Origin of the sequence: Nonomuraea maheshkhaliensis (assembly GCF_039529435.1) — a bacterium.
Classification (GTDB): Bacteria; Actinomycetota; Actinomycetes; order Streptosporangiales; family Streptosporangiaceae; genus Nonomuraea; species Nonomuraea maheshkhaliensis.
The window spans coordinates 14,653-29,643 of record NZ_BAAAMU010000129.1 but is presented as its reverse complement, the minus strand read 5'-3'; the positions used below and the strand labels follow the sequence as shown (position 1 = coordinate 29,643).

Genomic DNA, 14,991 nt, shown 5'->3' with positions numbered 1-14,991 from the left:
GAGCGCTTCCCTGACACGGAAGAGGTCACTGGTTCAATCCCAGTATCGTCCACCAGAAGTCGAAACCCCAGCTCACGGCAGACGCCGGGAGCTGGGGTTTCTTGTTGTCCGAGGTTGACGGCATCCCGCTCAGCTCGCTGCCGAGTTGATGCCCTGTTGATCAGCCCGAGCGAGCTTGAGGCCCTCGCCTTCGACAGGCTTGTCGTTGCTATCGTCCTGTGGGACGAGCGCCCGGGCGAGTTCTGTGACCTTGTCGGACAGGGCGAGAACGAACTCACGCCCCTCCGCCCGCCAGATCAGGATGGGGAACGCGGGCGCCATGATGGCGACAACCGGAATGAGGAGCAGAACCAAGAGCGCGCCGAGCGCCACTCGCTGCAGCTCATCTCGCTGAATCGCTTCTGTGAAAAACAGTGACCGTCTGCCCCGAGCAGAGCAAGGGCTCTCTCGCATGGACGATCCGTTCGCCGAGCTCGGCCAACGGATCGGCTGGGGCGGGCTGAGGCTCGCCTATGGGTCGGCCGGGGACGTGCCGCGTCTGGTGCCAGCGCCGGCCGGCGGCCCCGGTGAGGCGCTGAGGGTCATTGACCGGCCAGGCCCGTGTGGGCCACGCCCCGGACGATCTGGCGTTGGAACAGGACGAAGACCACCAGCAGCGGCAGGCCCGCCAGGACCACCGAGGCCATGATCTGTGCGTAACGCAGGCCGAAGGTGCCCTGGACGACGTTGGCCAGCCCGACCGGGAGGGTCATCGTGTTCGGGTCGGTGGAGACGAGGAACGGCCAGAGGAAGTTGTTCCAGGTGTTGATGAAGGTGAAGATCGACACGGCCGCCAGGACCGGGCGCGACAGGGGCAGGACGATGGTGAAGAAGACGCGCCAGCGACCGGCCCCGTCGACGAAGGCGGCCTGTTCGAGTTCGGGGGGCACGTCCTGGAAGAACTTGAACAGGATGTAGACGATGAGCGGGGCCGCGACCTGGGGCAGGATGATCGCCCACCAGGTGTCCACCAGGCCCAACGCGACCATCTCGGCGAAGAGCGGGGCCATGAGGACCTGGGGCGGGATCATGATGCCGGCGAGGATCAGGCCGAGCAGCGCGCGCTGGCCCTTGAACTGCGTGCGCGCGAACCCGTACGCGGCCATCGCCGAGAACAGCACGGTGAGGAACGTGACGATCACGGCGGTGACGGTGGAGTTGATCGCCCACTTGACGATGCCGCCGGTCTCCAGGACGAGCGCGTAGGAGTCGAAGGTGATCCGGCTGCCGATCCATTCCAGCGGCAGCTTGGTGGTCTCGGACTCGGGCTTGAGCGAGGTGGCGACGGCCCAGGCGATGGGAGCCAGCCAGATCACCGCCAGCACCAGCGCGGCCACCAGCAGGACGAGCTGGCTGAAGCTGAACCGCTTGGTCACGACGCGACCTCCTCGCGCTTGCGGAACAGCCGGAGCTGCGCCAGGGAGACGATGACGATCAGGACGAACAGGATGTACGAGACGGCCGAGGCGTAGCCGATGCGGTAACCGGTGAAGCCGACGTCGTAGGCGTACTCGATGATGGGCCGGGTGGCGTCCTGCGGGCCGCCGCCGGTCATGAGGTAGATCTGGTCGAAGACCTTGAGCGAGGCGACCAGTTGCAGCACCACGATGAGCACCGTCGTACGGCGCAGGAGCGGCAGCGTGATGGAGCGCAGCTTGTCCCAGGAGGAGGCGCCGTCGATGGCGGCGGCCTCGTACAGGTGCGCGGGGATCGACTGGAGCGCGGCGAGGTAGAGCAGGAAGTTGAAGCCGACCGTCCACCAGACGGTGGTCAGCACCACCGACCACATGGCCGTGGACGGGTCGCCCAGCCAGAGGAGGTCGGTGCCGAGCGTGCCGTTGAGCAGGCCGTAGTCGGGCGGGTAGATCATCTGCAGCCACAGGATGGCGATCACGGCCGACGGCAGCAGGAACGGCCCGAAGAACGACAGCCGCCACAGCCACTGCACGAAGCGCACGTTGTGCACCAGCAGCGCGAGCACCAGGCCGAGCAGGACCAGCGGGATCGTGCTCAGCACGGTGAAGACGAGCGTGTTCCAGAGCGAGCGCCACATGCGCGGGTCGGCGAACGCCTCGGCGTAGTTGTCGAACCCGATGAAGTGGTTGTTGCCGCCGGCGATGTTGACGCTCGACAGGCTCATCTGGAAGCCGAGGATGGTCGGCCAGACCAGGAAGGCCAGGTAGATGAGCAGGAAGGGCCCCACGAAGAGCAGCCCGTGCTGGGTCCAGCCGCGCCGGACCTTGGCCTTGGCCGCGGGGGTGGCGGTCGCCGGGGCCGCGACGGTGGTGGTCATGAGCCCTCCCTGGTCGGTTCGGCCGGCGCGGTCATGAGCGCTCCTCGTCGGGGAAGGGGTTCGGGGCGGACATCAGCCGGTTCAGCGACGCCTTCGCCGCGGCCAGCCCTTCCTCGGGGGTACGCGTCCCGGCGATGACCGGGGAGAACGCCTCGCCGAACTCGATCCACATCCGCGAGGCGGAGCCGGCGAACCACACCTGCGGGTCGAGGGCGACCTCGGTGATGACCGAGCGGTACTCCGACTGCGGCTGCAGCGCCAGGTAGTCGGGCTCCTCCAGCGCCGGCAGGTACGCGGGCACGTGCCCGGCCACCGCCCAGTCGGCGCTGTTCTTGACCAGGTAGGCGATGAAGCGGTAGGTGGCCCGTTCGACCTCGGGGTCGCGGGAGCGCTGGTGCGGCAGCACGAACGCGTGGCAGTCGGCCTGCGCGGCCCCGGTGCCGAAGACGTTGGGGAAGCGCGTCATGCTGAACGGCGTCCCGCGTTCCTTGAGCCCGGTGGTCTCCCAGTCGCCGTTCCACAGGAACGCCGCCTCGCCGTTGGTGAACTTGGCGACGGAGGCGCCGTAGTCGGTACGCCAGTCGCACAGCCCTTCCTCGCCGAGCCGCTGCATCAGCCGCAGCGCCTCCAGCGCCTTGGTGTCGTCGATGGTGACCTGGGTGCCGTCGTCGGACACGAGGGTGCCGCCGCTCTGCGGATAGAGCGAATACCACACCCGCCACGGCCCGACGGTGCCCAGGCCGAGCGCGTCGAAGGCCAGCGGGGGCTTGCCGCCCATCACGTCCTTGGCCTTGGTGAGCCGGGCGATCAGCTCGTCCACGCCCTTGGTGGGCGCGAGCTTGCCGTCCGGGCCGAGCAGCCCGGCCTGCCGGCAGATGTCGGTGTTGTAGTACTCGACCATCGGGTGGGCGTCGAACGGGATCGCGTAGAGGACGCCGTCGAGGTGGGCGCGTTCCCAGATGGGCGGGCTGAAGTCGGCGCCGCGCAGGCCGGCCTCCTCCAGCAGCCTGACGTCGATCGGGTCGAGGATCTGGCCGGCGCCGATCCCGGCCAGCCGGGCCAGGTGGAAGGTGGCCAGGTCGGGCGAGCGGCCGCCCGCGCCGGCCATCGCGACCTTCGTGTAGAAGGGCTCACCCCACTGGAGCACGTTCTCCTCGACGAAGATGCCGGGGTTGTCCTTCGCGAACGCCCCGACCATCTTGTTCATGATGATGCCGTCACTCGCGCCGAGGAAGTGCCAGTACTTGACGCGGGTCCGGGACGAGCCGAGCCCCATGGGGATGGCGCAGCCCGTGGCGGCGGCGCCGAGCAGGGCCAGGCTGCCGCCGAGGAGATGCCGTCGGGTGATGTCGGGGGGACCGAGCACTGGGGGCCTCTTCCTGCACCAGCTATGTTCTCGTTGACACCGGAGGATTCAAGGCAGGCATGATCGGCGCCTCTCTCACGGAGGCGCTGGTGGGCGAGCACTCCGGATCGCGGAGGTCACCGCGCGGACCCCATTGTTTCAGCGGGGTTACCCGAGTGTTAGCGGTAACAAGCAGGCTGTCAAGGGCCTGCTCGCAACCGGTTGCGGGGACCTGGAGCGCGCCTCGGCCCCCTTGACCCGGGCCTGTGATAACGCTAACAATCGGGACCACGTAACGGCCGCGAAACTCCGGGAGACGCCTCCGTGCATCAGGCCAAGCTCACCCTCGATCCCGCCTTCAAGGTCGCCCCCGTGCACCGGCGCACCTTCGGCACGTTCGTGGAACATCTCGGGCGCTGCGTGTACACCGGCATCCACGAGCCGGGCCACCCGACGGCCGACGAGGACGGTTTCCGCCGCGACGTGCTCGACCTGACCAGGGAGCTCGGCGTGTCCACCGTCCGCTACCCCGGCGGCAACTTCGTCTCCGGCTACCGGTGGGAGGACGGCGTCGGCCCGGTCTCCGAGCGGCCGCGCCGGCTCGACCTGGCCTGGCACAGCACCGAGACGAACGAGGTCGGCGTGGACGAGTTCGTCCGCTGGTGCCGCCGGGCGGGCGTGGAGCCCATGATGGCCGTCAACCTCGGCACACGCGGCATCGCCGAGGCCCTCGACCTGCTCGAATACTGCAACCACCCCTCCGGCACCGCGCTCTCCGACCGGCGGATCGCGAACGGCACCAAGGAGCCGCACGGCATCAAAATGTGGTGCCTGGGCAACGAGCTGGACGGCCCCTGGCAGACCGGCCACAAGACGGCGCGCGAGTACGGCCGGCTGGCCGCCGAGACCGCCCGCGCCATGCGCATGGTGGACCCGGGTCTGGAGCTGGTCGCCTGCGGCAGTTCGAGTTCGAGCATGCCCACGTTCGGCGCGTGGGAGGCGGAGGTGCTGGAGGAGACGTACGAGCTGGTGGACCACATCTCCTGCCACGCCTACTACCAGGAGAAGGACGGCGACCTCGGCAGCTTCCTGGCCTGCTCGACCGACATGGACTACTTCATCGCCTCGGTCGTGGCCACCGCCGACCACGTCGGGGCGCGGCTGAAGTCGCGCAAGAAGATCAACATCTCCTTCGACGAGTGGAACGTCTGGTACCAGTCGCGCTTCCACGACACCGGCGTCCCCGAGGACTGGCCGGTGGCGCCGCCGCTGCTGGAGGACCAGTACCACCTGGCCGACGCGGTCGCCTTCGGCGGCCTGCTGATCTCGCTGCTGCGCAACAGCGACCGGGTGACCGCCGCGTCGCTGGCCCAGCTGGTGAACGTGATCGCGCCGATCATGACCGAGCCGGGCGGGCGGGCCTGGCGGCAGACGACCTTCCATCCGTTCGCGCAGGCGTCCCGGTACGCCGCCGGCGACGTGCTGCGGGTCGAGCCGGTCGCGCCGGCGTACGAGACGAAGGTGTACGGCGAGGTGCCGCTGATGGACGCGGTGGCCACGCACGACGGAAAGGGCACGACGCTGTTCGCCGTCAACCGCTCGATCGACGCGCCGATGTCGCTGGAGATCGACGCGCGGGCGCTCGGCGGGGTGCGGATCGTCGAGGCCACCACGCTCACGGACGCCGACGTCTACGCCCGCAACACGGCCGACGACCCCGGCCGGATCGCGCCCAGGCCGAACCCGGACGTCGAGCACGACCCGGCGCGCGTGCTGCTGCCCCCGGTCTCCTGGAACGTGATCAGGCTGGGATAGCGCCGGGATTCTTCGCGTACGACCGGCTCGGGCTCGTGATCAGGCTGGGACGGCGCCGGTGCTCTCGCGGACGACCAGCTCGGGCTCGATCAGCCGCCGCGCCTCGGGCTCGGCGCCCGCCATCCGGTCGAGCAGCATGTGGAAGGCGTGCCTGCCGACCGCGCCGAAGTCCTGGCGCACGGTGGTGAGCGGCGGCCAGAAGTACGCCGATTCGGGGATGTCGTCGAACCCGGCCACGCTGACGTCTTCCGGCACCCGCCGCCCCGCCTCGCGCAGCGCCCTCAGCACGCCGAGCGCCATCTGGTCGTTGGCCACGAACACGGCGCTGACGTCGGAATCCTCGGCCAGACGGCGGCCGAGCTGGTAGCCGGAGCGGGCGCTCCAGTCGCCGCGCAGCACGTCGGGGACCGGCCGCCCGGCCGCCTCCAGGACGCCGCGCCAGCCCTCGATGCGGCCGTTGGCGTCGAGCCAGTCGGCGGGCCCGGCCACGTGCCAGACGCTGCGGTGGCCGAGGCTGAGCAGGTGTCGCGTGACCCGGGCGGCGCCGGCCGCCTGGTCCACCTTGGCCACGGGTACGGGGATGTCGTCGCCGGCGTCCACCGCGACCACCGGCATCTCGGGCGGCAGGTGACGCAGCCCGTCGGCGGCCGACTCGTGGGGCGCGACGATGATCACACCGTCGACCGCCTGCGTGCGCAGCCGCTGCACGCCCTCCTCCATCGACCTGCGGTTGAGCGAGCTGAGGCTGGCGATGCTGACGTTGTAGCCGGCGTGCCTGGCGGCCTGCTCGATGCAGTAGAGGGTGGAGGCGGGGCCGTAGAGCGTGGTGTCGATGCTGACCACGCCGAGCACGCCGGAACGGCCGGTGACGAGCTGGCGGGCGGCCTGGTTGGGCCGGTAGTCGAGCTCGCGCACGGCGGCCAGCACCCTGGCCCTGGTCTCGGCGCGGACGAGGTCGGGCGAGTTGAGCACCCGCGAGACGGTCATCGTGGAGACTCCGGCGAGTACGGCGACGTCCATGAGCACCGCCGGCCGGCCGGGTTTGGCTTTCACCGCGGCTCACCCCCTCAGCGGTAACGCTAACAGGCGGAGGGGGCCCGCGCGCGATCAATATGCGCGGCCCCGGACGTCCGTCCGGCGCGGCGAGAGCTCGGCCCTCGCGGACGAGATCGCAGCCCCCACGGCGAGACCCTCGCGGACGAGATCGCAGCCCCTACGGCGAGACCCTCGCGGCGAGAGCTCAGTCCTCGTGGACGAGCAGGACGAACGTGCGGGCGTAGGAGACGCCGTTCGCCGGGCGCGGCCAGTCGAGCTCAGCCAGCGCCCGCGAACCCGCCTCGTGGTGGTCGCCGTTGACCCGGATCTCGGCGGTCTCGCCGCCCTCGCCGCCGCCGAAGAACGCCTTGACGCCCACCAGCTCCTCCCGTTCGAACGCGCCCTTCAGCGCCGGGGCCAGGTGCGGCAGCAGCACGTGCTGGACCGCCCACCGCTGGACGGCGTCGTGGTCGTCGCCCGTGCCCCAGCCGGTGATGCCGCCGTGGATGGCGTGCCGGCCGGGGAAGCCGTCGGGGTCGCCGGAGGCGAAGTGGCCGGCGTGGGAGCCGTCGTGGACGAGGAGCTCCAGCAGCGCGCTGCCGGTGGTGCCCAGCCACACCTGCACGGCCCGCTCGACGGCCTCCTCGGTGGTGGCGCCGTAGCCGGCCACGCAGTCGGCGATCGTGGCGCGCTCCGGGTGCTCGACGTCGAGCACGAAGTCGAGGTCGAGATGGCCGGGGGCGCCGGGGTGGCCGTCGCCGCCGAGCCGCACCGCGACCCTGCCGGGGCCCTTGGCCAGGCCGTCGCGGACCTCCCACGGCCGGCCCATGGCCGCGCTCAGGCGCCCGGCGACCATGCCGAGCACCACGTCGTCCGCCGGCCGCACGCCGTCCATGCCCCACCCCTCGGTCGCGATCCCTCGACACCTGCCAGGCTAGTCGTGTTGATCATCTCGCGTGCCGGCGCCACGTGCGCGCCGGGGGCACATTCGCGTCACCACCGCCCTCTGCGGCAAAAGATTTACCGTACGGATTTACACGGCTATATCGGTCTTTTCGTTTGATTTGTCACAATATGTCGTGCATTGTGGCAAGAGCACGCCAAATCCGGCGGCACTCTGGGCTGATGCGTTACCGGAAAGCTTTTCTGGCTGCCATGGCAGGCGCACTTGCCCTGGTCACAGGACTCACCGCGCCCGCGCATGCCACCCCGATCATCGGCCGAACCGCCGCGGAGGCCGTCACCCTCGATGACGCCCCCACCGTACGCGGCCGCGCCGCCTACCTGATGGACGCCGCCTCCGGCGCCGTACTCCTCGACAAGCACGGCGGCGAACGGATGCCGATCGCCAGCCTCACCAAGACCATGACCGCGTACGTGGTGCTGAAGAACGCCAAGCCCACGGACGTCGTGCGGATCAGGCGCGAGGACGTCGCGTACGCGGAAGACGGCGGCGGCACCACCGCCGACCTGCGCCCCGGCGACCGGATCACGGTCGGCGAGCTCATGTACGGCCTCATGCTGCCCTCCGGTGCCGACGCCGCCCACGCGCTGGCCCGCACGTACGGCCCCGGCGTCAAGGGCTTCGTGGCCAAGATGAACGCCACCGCCCGCGAACTCGGCATGAACGACACCGAGTACGTCAACGCCGACGGCCTGCCCACGCCGCGCGGCGACGGCTTCTCCACCGCCAGGGACCAGGCCGTGCTCGCGGCCGCCGCGCTGCGGGTGCCGCTGATCAAGCAGGTGGCGGGCACGCGCTGGCACGAGCTCGACGCCGGCGACGGCCACCGGTACTACGAGTGGCGCAACACCAACCGCCTGCTCCGCACGCCTGGGGCGATCGGGCTCAAGACCGGGTTCACCCGGGCGGCGGGCTACTGCCTGGCGTTCGCGGGCGAGTCGGACGGGCGGACGCTGGTCGGCGTGCTGCTCGACGAGTCCGTCTCCAGCCGGCGTTTCGACACCGCGCAGGCGCTGCTGTCCTGGGGCGCGACCGCCCGCGAGGCCGCCTGACGATCGTCCGCGCGGCCGCCTCGACGATGGAGGCGGCCACGGGATCGTACCGGGACTTCCTGACCGTTGATGCAGTCATTGCAGTTGTGACTGCAATGACCGTAGTGTGGAGATATGGCCACGGAAGCAGAGCTGGAGTTCGTCGACGACGTCGCGGTGTTCTTCGCGCGTGAGGGCATGCCGCTGATCCCCGGCCGAGTGATCGGCTGGCTGCTCATCAGCGACCCTCCCGAGCAGAGCGCGGCCCAGCTGTCCGACGCGCTGGGGGCCAGCCGCAGCTCGATCAGCAGCGCCACCCGGCTGCTGACGCCGAGCGGGCTGGTCGAGGGGGTGCGGCGGCGGGGCGACCGGCAGGAGTACTTCCGCATCGCCGCCGACGGCTGGAGCCGGATGCTGGCCACCCGTTACGCGAAGACGGCCGCGTTCCGGCAGATCACCGAGAACGGGCTGCGGGTGCTCGCCGGCGGCTCCCCCGTCCGGCGGGAACGGCTGGAGAACGTGCACGAGCTGTACCGGTTCCTGGAGGGAGAGCTGCCCGCGCTCTGGCAGCGATGGGAGACCCACCGCGCCCGGCTGGGCGGACCGGACGCCGAGCCCGTCGCCGGAGTTCGGGAGGAGGGCTCATGACGGGTGAGCTGCGCAGCACGTACCTGACCAGCCCGGAAGGCCGCGCGAGCGTCCACAGTGCCGGCGAGCCGGGCGAGCCGCCGGTGCTGCTGCTGAGCGGCGCGGGGGTGGACAACGCCCTGCTGAGCTGGCGTCACCTCATCCCCGTCCTGGCCGGCGACCACCACGTGCTCGCGCTCGACTGGCCGAAACAGGGCCAGAGCCGGCCCTGGAGCGGCCGGGTCACCCACGAGCGCATGCTGCGCTGCGTCACCGACGTGCTCGACCGCTTCGGCCTGAGCTCGGCCGCCCTCGTCGGGCTCTCCCAGGGCGGCGCGCTCGCCCTGGCCACCGCCATCCAGCATCCCGGCCGCGTCGATCGGCTGGTGGCGCTGGCCCCGGCCGGCATCCTGTCGTTCCCGCCCGTCGTGCACCAGGCCCTCTGGCTCACCGCCAGGCTGCCCCTGCTCAACACCGTGCTGCCGACGGCCATGCTGGGCAGCAGGGAGCGGATCGCCGGGTTTGCCAGGAAGGCGCTGTTCGCGGGGCCCGTACCGGACTTCGAGGACATCGTTGACGAGATCGAGGAGGAGGTCCGTGAGGGCGGCGCGGGCTCGTCCGACTGGCAGAACGCCTCCATCGGCCCCCTGCGCATGCGCGTCGACCTGCGCCCGCGCCTGCGCGAGATCGCCTGCCCCACGCTGATCATCCAGGGCGACAAGGACGTCGGCGTTCCACCCGCCCGCGCCAGGGACGCCGCCGCGCTCATCCCCGGCGGCCGGTTCGAGCTGCTCAGAGGCGTCGGCCACTGGTCGAACCGGCAGGCGCCCGCCCAGGTCAACGCCCTCATCGCCGGGTTCCTGCGGCCCATGGACGGCGCTGATCCTTTGGGCTAGTTTGCCCGACATGAAGCTTCGCATCGCGTTAGGCGCCCTGTCAGCGGCCCTCGTGCTCACCGCCCCGCTGCCCGCCCAGGCCGGCCCGCCCCGGCTCGGCTGGGAGCTCAAGCAGACGGGAACGACCGAGCGCCTGCGCGGCCTGTCGCCGGTCAGCGGGAACGTCGTGTGGGCCTCGGGCTCGGGCGGCGTCGTGCTCAGGACCGTGAACGGCGGGCGTACCTGGCGGAACGTCTCGCCGCCCGGCACGGAGGCGCTGCAGTTCCGCGACATCGAGGCGTTCGACGCCGACCGCGCCGTGGCGCTGTCGATCGGCGAGGGCACCGACTCGCGCGTCTACCGTACGGAGGACGGGGGACGCACGTGGGCGGAGACGTTCAGGAACGACGAGCCCCGGGCCTTCTACGACTGCCTGGCCTTCTTCGACCGGCGCCACGGGCTGGCGATGAGCGACCCGGTGGACGGCCGGTTCCGGATCCTGGCCACGGACGACGGCGGGCGCAGCTGGCAGGTGCTGCCCGCGGACGGGATGCCCGACGCGCTGCCCGGGGAGGCCGGGTTCGCGGCGAGCGGGCAGTGCCTGGTCGCCTCTGGCTCCCGTGACGTCTGGCTGGCCGCCGGCGGGGCGGAGCGGGCGCGGGTGTTCCACTCGGGTGACCGCGGGCGTACGTGGACGGTGACCGACACGCCGATCCCGGCCGGCGACCCGGCGCGCGGCGTCTTCGGCCTCGCCTTCCGCGACCGTCACCGGGGCATCGCGGTCGGCGGCGACTACCGCCCGGACCAGCAGTCGCCCAGCGCGGGGGCGGCCACCAGGGACGGCGGACGCACCTGGCACCCGTCGTCGGCGCCGCCGCCCGCGTACCGGTCGGGCGTCGCCTGGCTGCCGCACCTGCCGTTCGCGGCCGTCGCGGTGGGGCCGTCGGGGAGCGACGTGACGTATTCAGGTGGGAGGAACTGGGAGACGTTCGACAGCGGCTCGTTCGACACGGTGTCCTGCACCAGGGACCTGACCTGCTGGGCCTCCGGCGAACAGGGCCGCGTGGGACGGCTCGTGCTCAAGTAGCCGCGCGTCGCGCGGGACTTCCCATCGAGGCGGCTCCCGCATCACGTGCGGAGACACCTCCGGTCAGCGGACGCCCCGGGGGCGGAACTGGATGCTGATGCGGGGGCCCGCGGGGCGGGTGGTCTTCGGGACGGCGTGCTCCCAGGTGCGCTGGCAGCTCCCGCCCATCACGATGAGGTCGCCGTGTCCCAGGTCGCGCCGGATCGAAGGGCCGCCGCCGCGCGGACGCAGGAGCAACGAGCGAGGGCTGCCGACCGAGATGATCGCGACCATGGTGTCCTCCGTGCTGCCCCGGCCGATCGTGTCGCCGTGCCAGGCCACGCTGTCACGGCCGTCGCGGTAGAAGCAGAGCCCGGCCGTACGGAACGGCTCGCCCAGCTCCGGCCCGTAGTAGGCGTCGAGCGCGCGCCTGGCCTCGGCGAGGACGGGGTCGGGCAGGGTCTCGCCCTCGTCGTAGAACTTCAGCAGCCGCGGCACCTCCACCACCTTGTCGTACATGCGCCGCCGCTCGGCCCGCCACGGCACCCGCTCCGCCAGCCGCTCGAACAGCGCGTCGGCCCCCGACAGCCAGCCCTGTCCCAGGTCGATCCAGGCGCCGTGGGCGAGGTGGGTGCGGTGGACGGCGCCGTCGAGCGGACCGAGCCCGAGCTCGGCGTCGAGATCGAGCAGAGAAGCTTGGAACGCGGCTGTCATGGTGTCGAGTGTATGCCATTGTTCAAACATCCATTCGATTTACCTATTCTGTCGCATGGCTCGCGGCGATCGGCGGATCGTGTCACGCTGTGAGACGCCGGATACGAGTGGCGTCGCCCCCTCCGACCGCATCCAGAGGCGAAGACGGCCACCCGCCGCTTCGTCACGCGAAGGAGCAGGCCATGCTCACCACCGACTTCACTCCGGGCACCCCCAGCTGGCTCGACGTCGCCGCCCCCGACGTGGAGGCGGCCGACGCCTTCTACACCGCGCTGTTCGGCTGGCGGTCACTCTCGCTCGGGCCCGAGCACCGCGACTACCGCTTCTGCCAGGTCGACGGCAGGACGGTCGCCGGGATCAGCCGGAACACCCCCGGCAGGGGCGCGCCCGCGTGGCTGACCTACTTCCACACGCCCGACGCCGACACCGTGGCCAAGGCCGTCGAGCAGGCGGGCGGCAGGGTGCTGGCGGCGCCGTTCGACATCCAGGGGCAGGGCCGGATGGCCGTCTTCGCCGATCCGGCCGGGGCGTCGTTCGCCGTCTGGCAGCCGGGCGCGACCCGGGGGCTCGGGCTGGTCACGAAGCCCGGCTCGCTCGGGTGGGTCGAACTGCACGTCCCCGACCCCGGCGGGATCAGGGGCTTCTACGAGTCGGTCTTCGGCTGGCGGATCGAGGACCTGCCGATGGGCGAGGCCACCTACCCCGTGATCTCGCCCGCCCAGAGGGACGAGTCGTCGGCGATGGCCGGCATCGCCACCCTGGAGGCGGGCGAGGAGCCGCACTGGCTGCCGTACTTCGAGGTGCCCGACTGCGACGCCACGGTGGAGCTGGCGCAGGGGCTGGGCGCCACCGTACGGACCGCGCCGGCGACGACGGAGGGGGCGGGGCGGATCGCGTTCCTCGCCGACCCGTTCGGGGCGCGGTTCGCGGTCATCACCAGCTCGGCCTGAACGGACGGAGGTTCGTGAGGCCGGCCCGAGCGAACGGGAGGAACCGGCCTGAGCGAACGGGAGGATTGAGAGGTTTGCCCGTGTGGGCGGTGGATTGAGGGAGCGACCTGAGTGGGCGGGGGTATGGGGCCGGCCTGCGCGCACGCAGCCCGCGCAGGCCGGCCCTCCCCGGCGTGAGCGGTTTCCCCAGCTCAGGGAGTTCGACTGCGGGTACTCATTCCCTTGACCCCCCTCTCCTAACATCGGCACGCGCCCTCGTGTAACGTCTTGCCAGTGTTATTCCGTTACATGGTCGGAGCCGTCTCCGCGCGTACCGGTGATGAGATGTCCGGGCCCGCCCTGCTCGTGATGGGGCTGGCCGTCACCGGGTCGCCCGTGCCCGCGTCGTTGCTGCTGGCCGGGCTGACGGTGTCGGGCGCCGCCGGAGGGCCGCTGCTCGGGGTGCTGCTCGACCGGTCGGCGCGGCCGGGGCGGCTGCTGGCGTCGTGCCTGCTCGGGTACGCGGCCGGGCTGCTGCTGATCCTCGCCCTGCTGGGACGGGTGCCGGACGCGGTCGTGGTCGGGCCGGCGGTCGTGACCGGGCTGCTGGGACCCGCGCTCACGGGCGGGTGGACGGCGCAGTTGCCCCTGGTGGCCGGTCAGGGGCGGCTGGGCCGGGCCACGGCACTGGACTCGATGAGCTACAACGTCGCAGGGCTGGCCGGGCCGGCGCTGGTCGGGGCCGTGGCCGCCGCCGGCGGGGGTGGGGCGGCGGTGCTGGTGTCCGCCGCGCTGCTGATCGCGGCCCTGCCGGCCGCGTACGGACTGCCCACGCGCAGCGGCCCCGTGCTGCCCGAAGGCACAGACCACGGAGCTCGCGTGGGCACCGGAAGCGAGGTGCGCTCGGGCACAGGCCGCAGCGAGTCCCCAGCGCGGGCCGTCCGCGCGAAGGCGGGGGTGGTGCGGGCCGAGGTGCGGGCCGGGGTGGCGGCCATCGTGCGGAACGCGGCGTTGCGGCGGGCCACCATCGGGTCGATGGTGTCGTGCTGCGGGCTGGCCATGCTGGTCGTGTCCGTGCCCGTGCTGGGTGAGCGGCTGACCGGGGAGAGCGGCCACGGCGCGCTGCTGCTGGCCGTCACCGCCGCCGCCGGTCTCGGCGCCAACGCGGTGCTCGCCGCCCTGACCCGGCCGAGAAAACCCGCCCGCGCCGAGGCGTCGCAGCCGTGGGACGTGGCCGAGCAGGCCGGGGACGTGGCCCGACCTTCGGAGAACGGTCCCGGGGCGCGGTTCTGGGATGTGGTGCAGGCGGCGGGGACGGCGGTGCTGGGGGCAGGGATGGTGGTGCTCGCCGTCTCCGGGACGTTCTGGGTGGCGGTCGTGGGAGCCGTGGTGGCGGGGCTGGGTGAGGGTCCGCAACTGACGGCGCTCTTCGCCGTACGACACCGCGAGGCGCCCGCACGGCTGCGCAGCCAGGTGTTCACCACGGCGGCCAGCGTCAAGATCACCTCGTTCGCCCTCGGTTCCGCACTGGCCGGGCCGCTGGCGGCGTACGACGTCGGTTTCGCCCTCCTGGCCGGCGCGGCACTGCAGGCGACAGCCGCCGCGGTGCTGCTGCCACGCGGCCGCTCGTCCCCCGGCGACGTGAGGCTCGGCTGATCAGGCGGTGCGGGCTCGGTGGGCGGCGACGCGTTCGCGGGTGGCGCAGCGGGTGCTGCAGTAGCGGCGGGGACTGCCGCCGCCCAGGTCGAGGAACGGACGGCCGCAGCTCGCCGAGGCGCACAGCCCGCCGGGCACCCGCTGGTGGTCGGCCAGCAGCACCGCCAGCGCCATCGCCGACGACGCCAGGAACCACTCACCCCATGGCGCGTCGTCGTCGCTGCTGTCGACGTGGACGTGCCAGGTCGTCGTGCCGCCGTGGTCGGTCAGCCTGGGCGGCTTGGCCGACTCCGCGAGGAGCCGGTTGAGCAGGGCCGACGCCTCGCCGGGGATGGCCGCGCCGAACACCTCGCGCAGCCGGGCCGCCGCCGAACGCATCGCGCGCACGTCGTCCTCCCCCAGGCCGAGGTCCCCCGTGCCGGGAGCGCCGAGCTCGCCGTACGCCCGCAGGACCCGCGACACCGACTCGATCGACGGCTGCTCGTGCAGCAGCGCCACGCACAGGTCGACGGCCCGCGCGGCCATCGCCTTGGTCGAGTGAACCTCCACCAGCAAAGCGTATGTCCCCGCCACGGACTGCCCAGCCGCCGCAGGCCGGTCAG

At 71.8% G+C, this 14,991-nt stretch carries 15 protein-coding genes; 7 read left to right on the top strand and 8 right to left on the bottom strand.

The window, feature by feature from the left end; translation table 11 throughout:
- Window positions 1-129 precede the first annotated feature (129 nt).
- From ABFX54_RS46755 to ABFX54_RS46740, 4 genes are all read right to left on the bottom strand, one after another.
- The gene (locus ABFX54_RS46755) at window positions 130-372 is read right to left on the bottom strand and encodes a hypothetical protein (RefSeq protein WP_346113536.1); all 243 of its coding nucleotides are present in this window, start codon (window positions 370-372) and stop codon (window positions 130-132) included.
- Between the two features lie 209 nt (window positions 373-581).
- The gene (locus tag ABFX54_RS46750) at window positions 582-1,415 is read right to left on the bottom strand and encodes a carbohydrate ABC transporter permease (RefSeq protein WP_346113535.1); all 834 of its coding nucleotides are present in this window, start codon (window positions 1,413-1,415) and stop codon (window positions 582-584) included.
- The gene (locus ABFX54_RS46745) at window positions 1,412-2,332 is read right to left on the bottom strand and encodes a carbohydrate ABC transporter permease (protein ID WP_346113534.1); all 921 of its coding nucleotides are present in this window, start codon (window positions 2,330-2,332) and stop codon (window positions 1,412-1,414) included. Before ABFX54_RS46745 ends, ABFX54_RS46750 begins: the two co-directional genes overlap by 4 nt.
- Before the next feature lie 31 nt (window positions 2,333-2,363).
- Window positions 2,364-3,698 carry an extracellular solute-binding protein gene (locus ABFX54_RS46740; RefSeq protein ID WP_346113533.1) on the bottom strand — a complete coding sequence of 445 codons (1,335 nt, stop codon included), beginning with the start codon at window positions 3,696-3,698 and terminating at the stop codon, window positions 2,364-2,366.
- A gap of 303 nt (window positions 3,699-4,001) precedes the next feature.
- On the opposite strand from ABFX54_RS46740, the gene arfA reads away from it, so the two are divergent.
- Window positions 4,002-5,492 carry an arabinosylfuranosidase ArfA gene (arfA, locus tag ABFX54_RS46735; RefSeq protein WP_346113531.1) on the top strand — a complete coding sequence of 497 codons (1,491 nt, stop codon included), beginning with the start codon at window positions 4,002-4,004 and terminating at the stop codon, window positions 5,490-5,492.
- 39 nt (window positions 5,493-5,531) lie between these two features.
- Here arfA and ABFX54_RS46730 read toward each other — a convergent pair whose 3' ends face one another.
- Both ABFX54_RS46730 and ABFX54_RS46725 read right to left on the bottom strand, forming a co-directional pair.
- The gene (locus tag ABFX54_RS46730) at window positions 5,532-6,545 is read right to left on the bottom strand and encodes a LacI family DNA-binding transcriptional regulator (RefSeq protein WP_428834648.1); all 1,014 of its coding nucleotides are present in this window, start codon (window positions 6,543-6,545) and stop codon (window positions 5,532-5,534) included.
- A gap of 187 nt (window positions 6,546-6,732) precedes the next feature.
- Window positions 6,733-7,422 carry a DUF6348 family protein gene (locus tag ABFX54_RS46725; protein WP_346113530.1) on the bottom strand — a complete coding sequence of 230 codons (690 nt, stop codon included), beginning with the start codon at window positions 7,420-7,422 and terminating at the stop codon, window positions 6,733-6,735.
- A 260-nt stretch (window positions 7,423-7,682) separates the two neighbouring features.
- Between ABFX54_RS46725 and ABFX54_RS46720 the strand changes: the two genes are divergently transcribed.
- The 4 genes from ABFX54_RS46720 (at window position 7,683) to ABFX54_RS46705 (ending at window position 11,111) form a co-directional block, all read left to right on the top strand.
- On the top strand, window positions 7,683-8,543 hold the full coding sequence (locus ABFX54_RS46720; RefSeq protein ID WP_346113529.1) for a D-alanyl-D-alanine carboxypeptidase family protein: 861 nt from the start codon (window positions 7,683-7,685) through the stop codon (window positions 8,541-8,543).
- Window positions 8,544-8,657: 114 nt separating this feature from the next.
- Window positions 8,658-9,170 (top strand): GbsR/MarR family transcriptional regulator, encoded by a 513-nt coding sequence (locus ABFX54_RS46715; RefSeq protein WP_346113528.1) that lies wholly within the window; start codon window positions 8,658-8,660, stop codon window positions 9,168-9,170.
- Window positions 9,167-10,045, top strand: a complete 879-nt coding sequence (locus ABFX54_RS46710; protein ID WP_346113527.1) for an alpha/beta fold hydrolase — start codon at window positions 9,167-9,169, stop codon at window positions 10,043-10,045. Before ABFX54_RS46715 ends, ABFX54_RS46710 begins: the two co-directional genes overlap by 4 nt.
- Window positions 10,046-10,055: 10 nt before the next feature.
- Entirely contained in the window at window positions 10,056-11,111 is a 1,056-nt protein-coding gene (locus ABFX54_RS46705; protein WP_346113526.1) for a WD40/YVTN/BNR-like repeat-containing protein, read from the top strand.
- A gap of 63 nt (window positions 11,112-11,174) precedes the next feature.
- Here ABFX54_RS46705 and ABFX54_RS46700 read toward each other — a convergent pair whose 3' ends face one another.
- Window positions 11,175-11,804 carry an alpha-ketoglutarate-dependent dioxygenase AlkB gene (locus tag ABFX54_RS46700; RefSeq protein ID WP_346113524.1) on the bottom strand — a complete coding sequence of 210 codons (630 nt, stop codon included), beginning with the start codon at window positions 11,802-11,804 and terminating at the stop codon, window positions 11,175-11,177.
- A 182-nt stretch (window positions 11,805-11,986) separates the two neighbouring features.
- Here ABFX54_RS46700 and ABFX54_RS46695 point away from each other — a divergent pair, with 182 nt between their 5' ends.
- Window positions 11,987-12,754, top strand: a complete 768-nt coding sequence (locus tag ABFX54_RS46695; protein ID WP_346113523.1) for a VOC family protein — start codon at window positions 11,987-11,989, stop codon at window positions 12,752-12,754.
- Window positions 12,755-13,027: 273 nt separating this feature from the next.
- The gene (locus ABFX54_RS46690; RefSeq protein ID WP_346113522.1) at window positions 13,028-14,389 is read left to right on the top strand and encodes an MFS transporter; all 1,362 of its coding nucleotides are present in this window, start codon (window positions 13,028-13,030) and stop codon (window positions 14,387-14,389) included.
- On the opposite strand, the gene ABFX54_RS46685 is transcribed toward ABFX54_RS46690, so the two are convergent.
- Window positions 14,390-14,938, bottom strand: a complete 549-nt coding sequence (locus ABFX54_RS46685) for a CGNR zinc finger domain-containing protein (protein WP_346113521.1) — start codon at window positions 14,936-14,938, stop codon at window positions 14,390-14,392.
- Between the last annotated feature and the right edge of the window lie 53 nt (window positions 14,939-14,991).

Coding starts and splice junctions, on each gene's coding strand:
- ABFX54_RS46745 (WP_346113534.1), bottom strand. CDS start 2,332: ATGACCACCACCGTCGCGGCCCCGGCGACCGCCACCCCCGCGGCCAAG.
- ABFX54_RS46725 (WP_346113530.1), bottom strand. CDS start 7,422: ATGGACGGCGTGCGGCCGGCGGACGACGTGGTGCTCGGCATGGTCGCC.
- ABFX54_RS46720 (WP_346113529.1), top strand. CDS start 7,683: ATGGCAGGCGCACTTGCCCTGGTCACAGGACTCACCGCGCCCGCGCAT.
- ABFX54_RS46715 (WP_346113528.1), top strand. CDS start 8,658: ATGGCCACGGAAGCAGAGCTGGAGTTCGTCGACGACGTCGCGGTGTTC.
- ABFX54_RS46710 (WP_346113527.1), top strand. CDS start 9,167: ATGACGGGTGAGCTGCGCAGCACGTACCTGACCAGCCCGGAAGGCCGC.
- ABFX54_RS46705 (WP_346113526.1), top strand. CDS start 10,056: ATGAAGCTTCGCATCGCGTTAGGCGCCCTGTCAGCGGCCCTCGTGCTC.
- ABFX54_RS46700 (WP_346113524.1), bottom strand. CDS start 11,804: ATGACAGCCGCGTTCCAAGCTTCTCTGCTCGATCTCGACGCCGAGCTC.
- ABFX54_RS46695 (WP_346113523.1), top strand. CDS start 11,987: ATGCTCACCACCGACTTCACTCCGGGCACCCCCAGCTGGCTCGACGTC.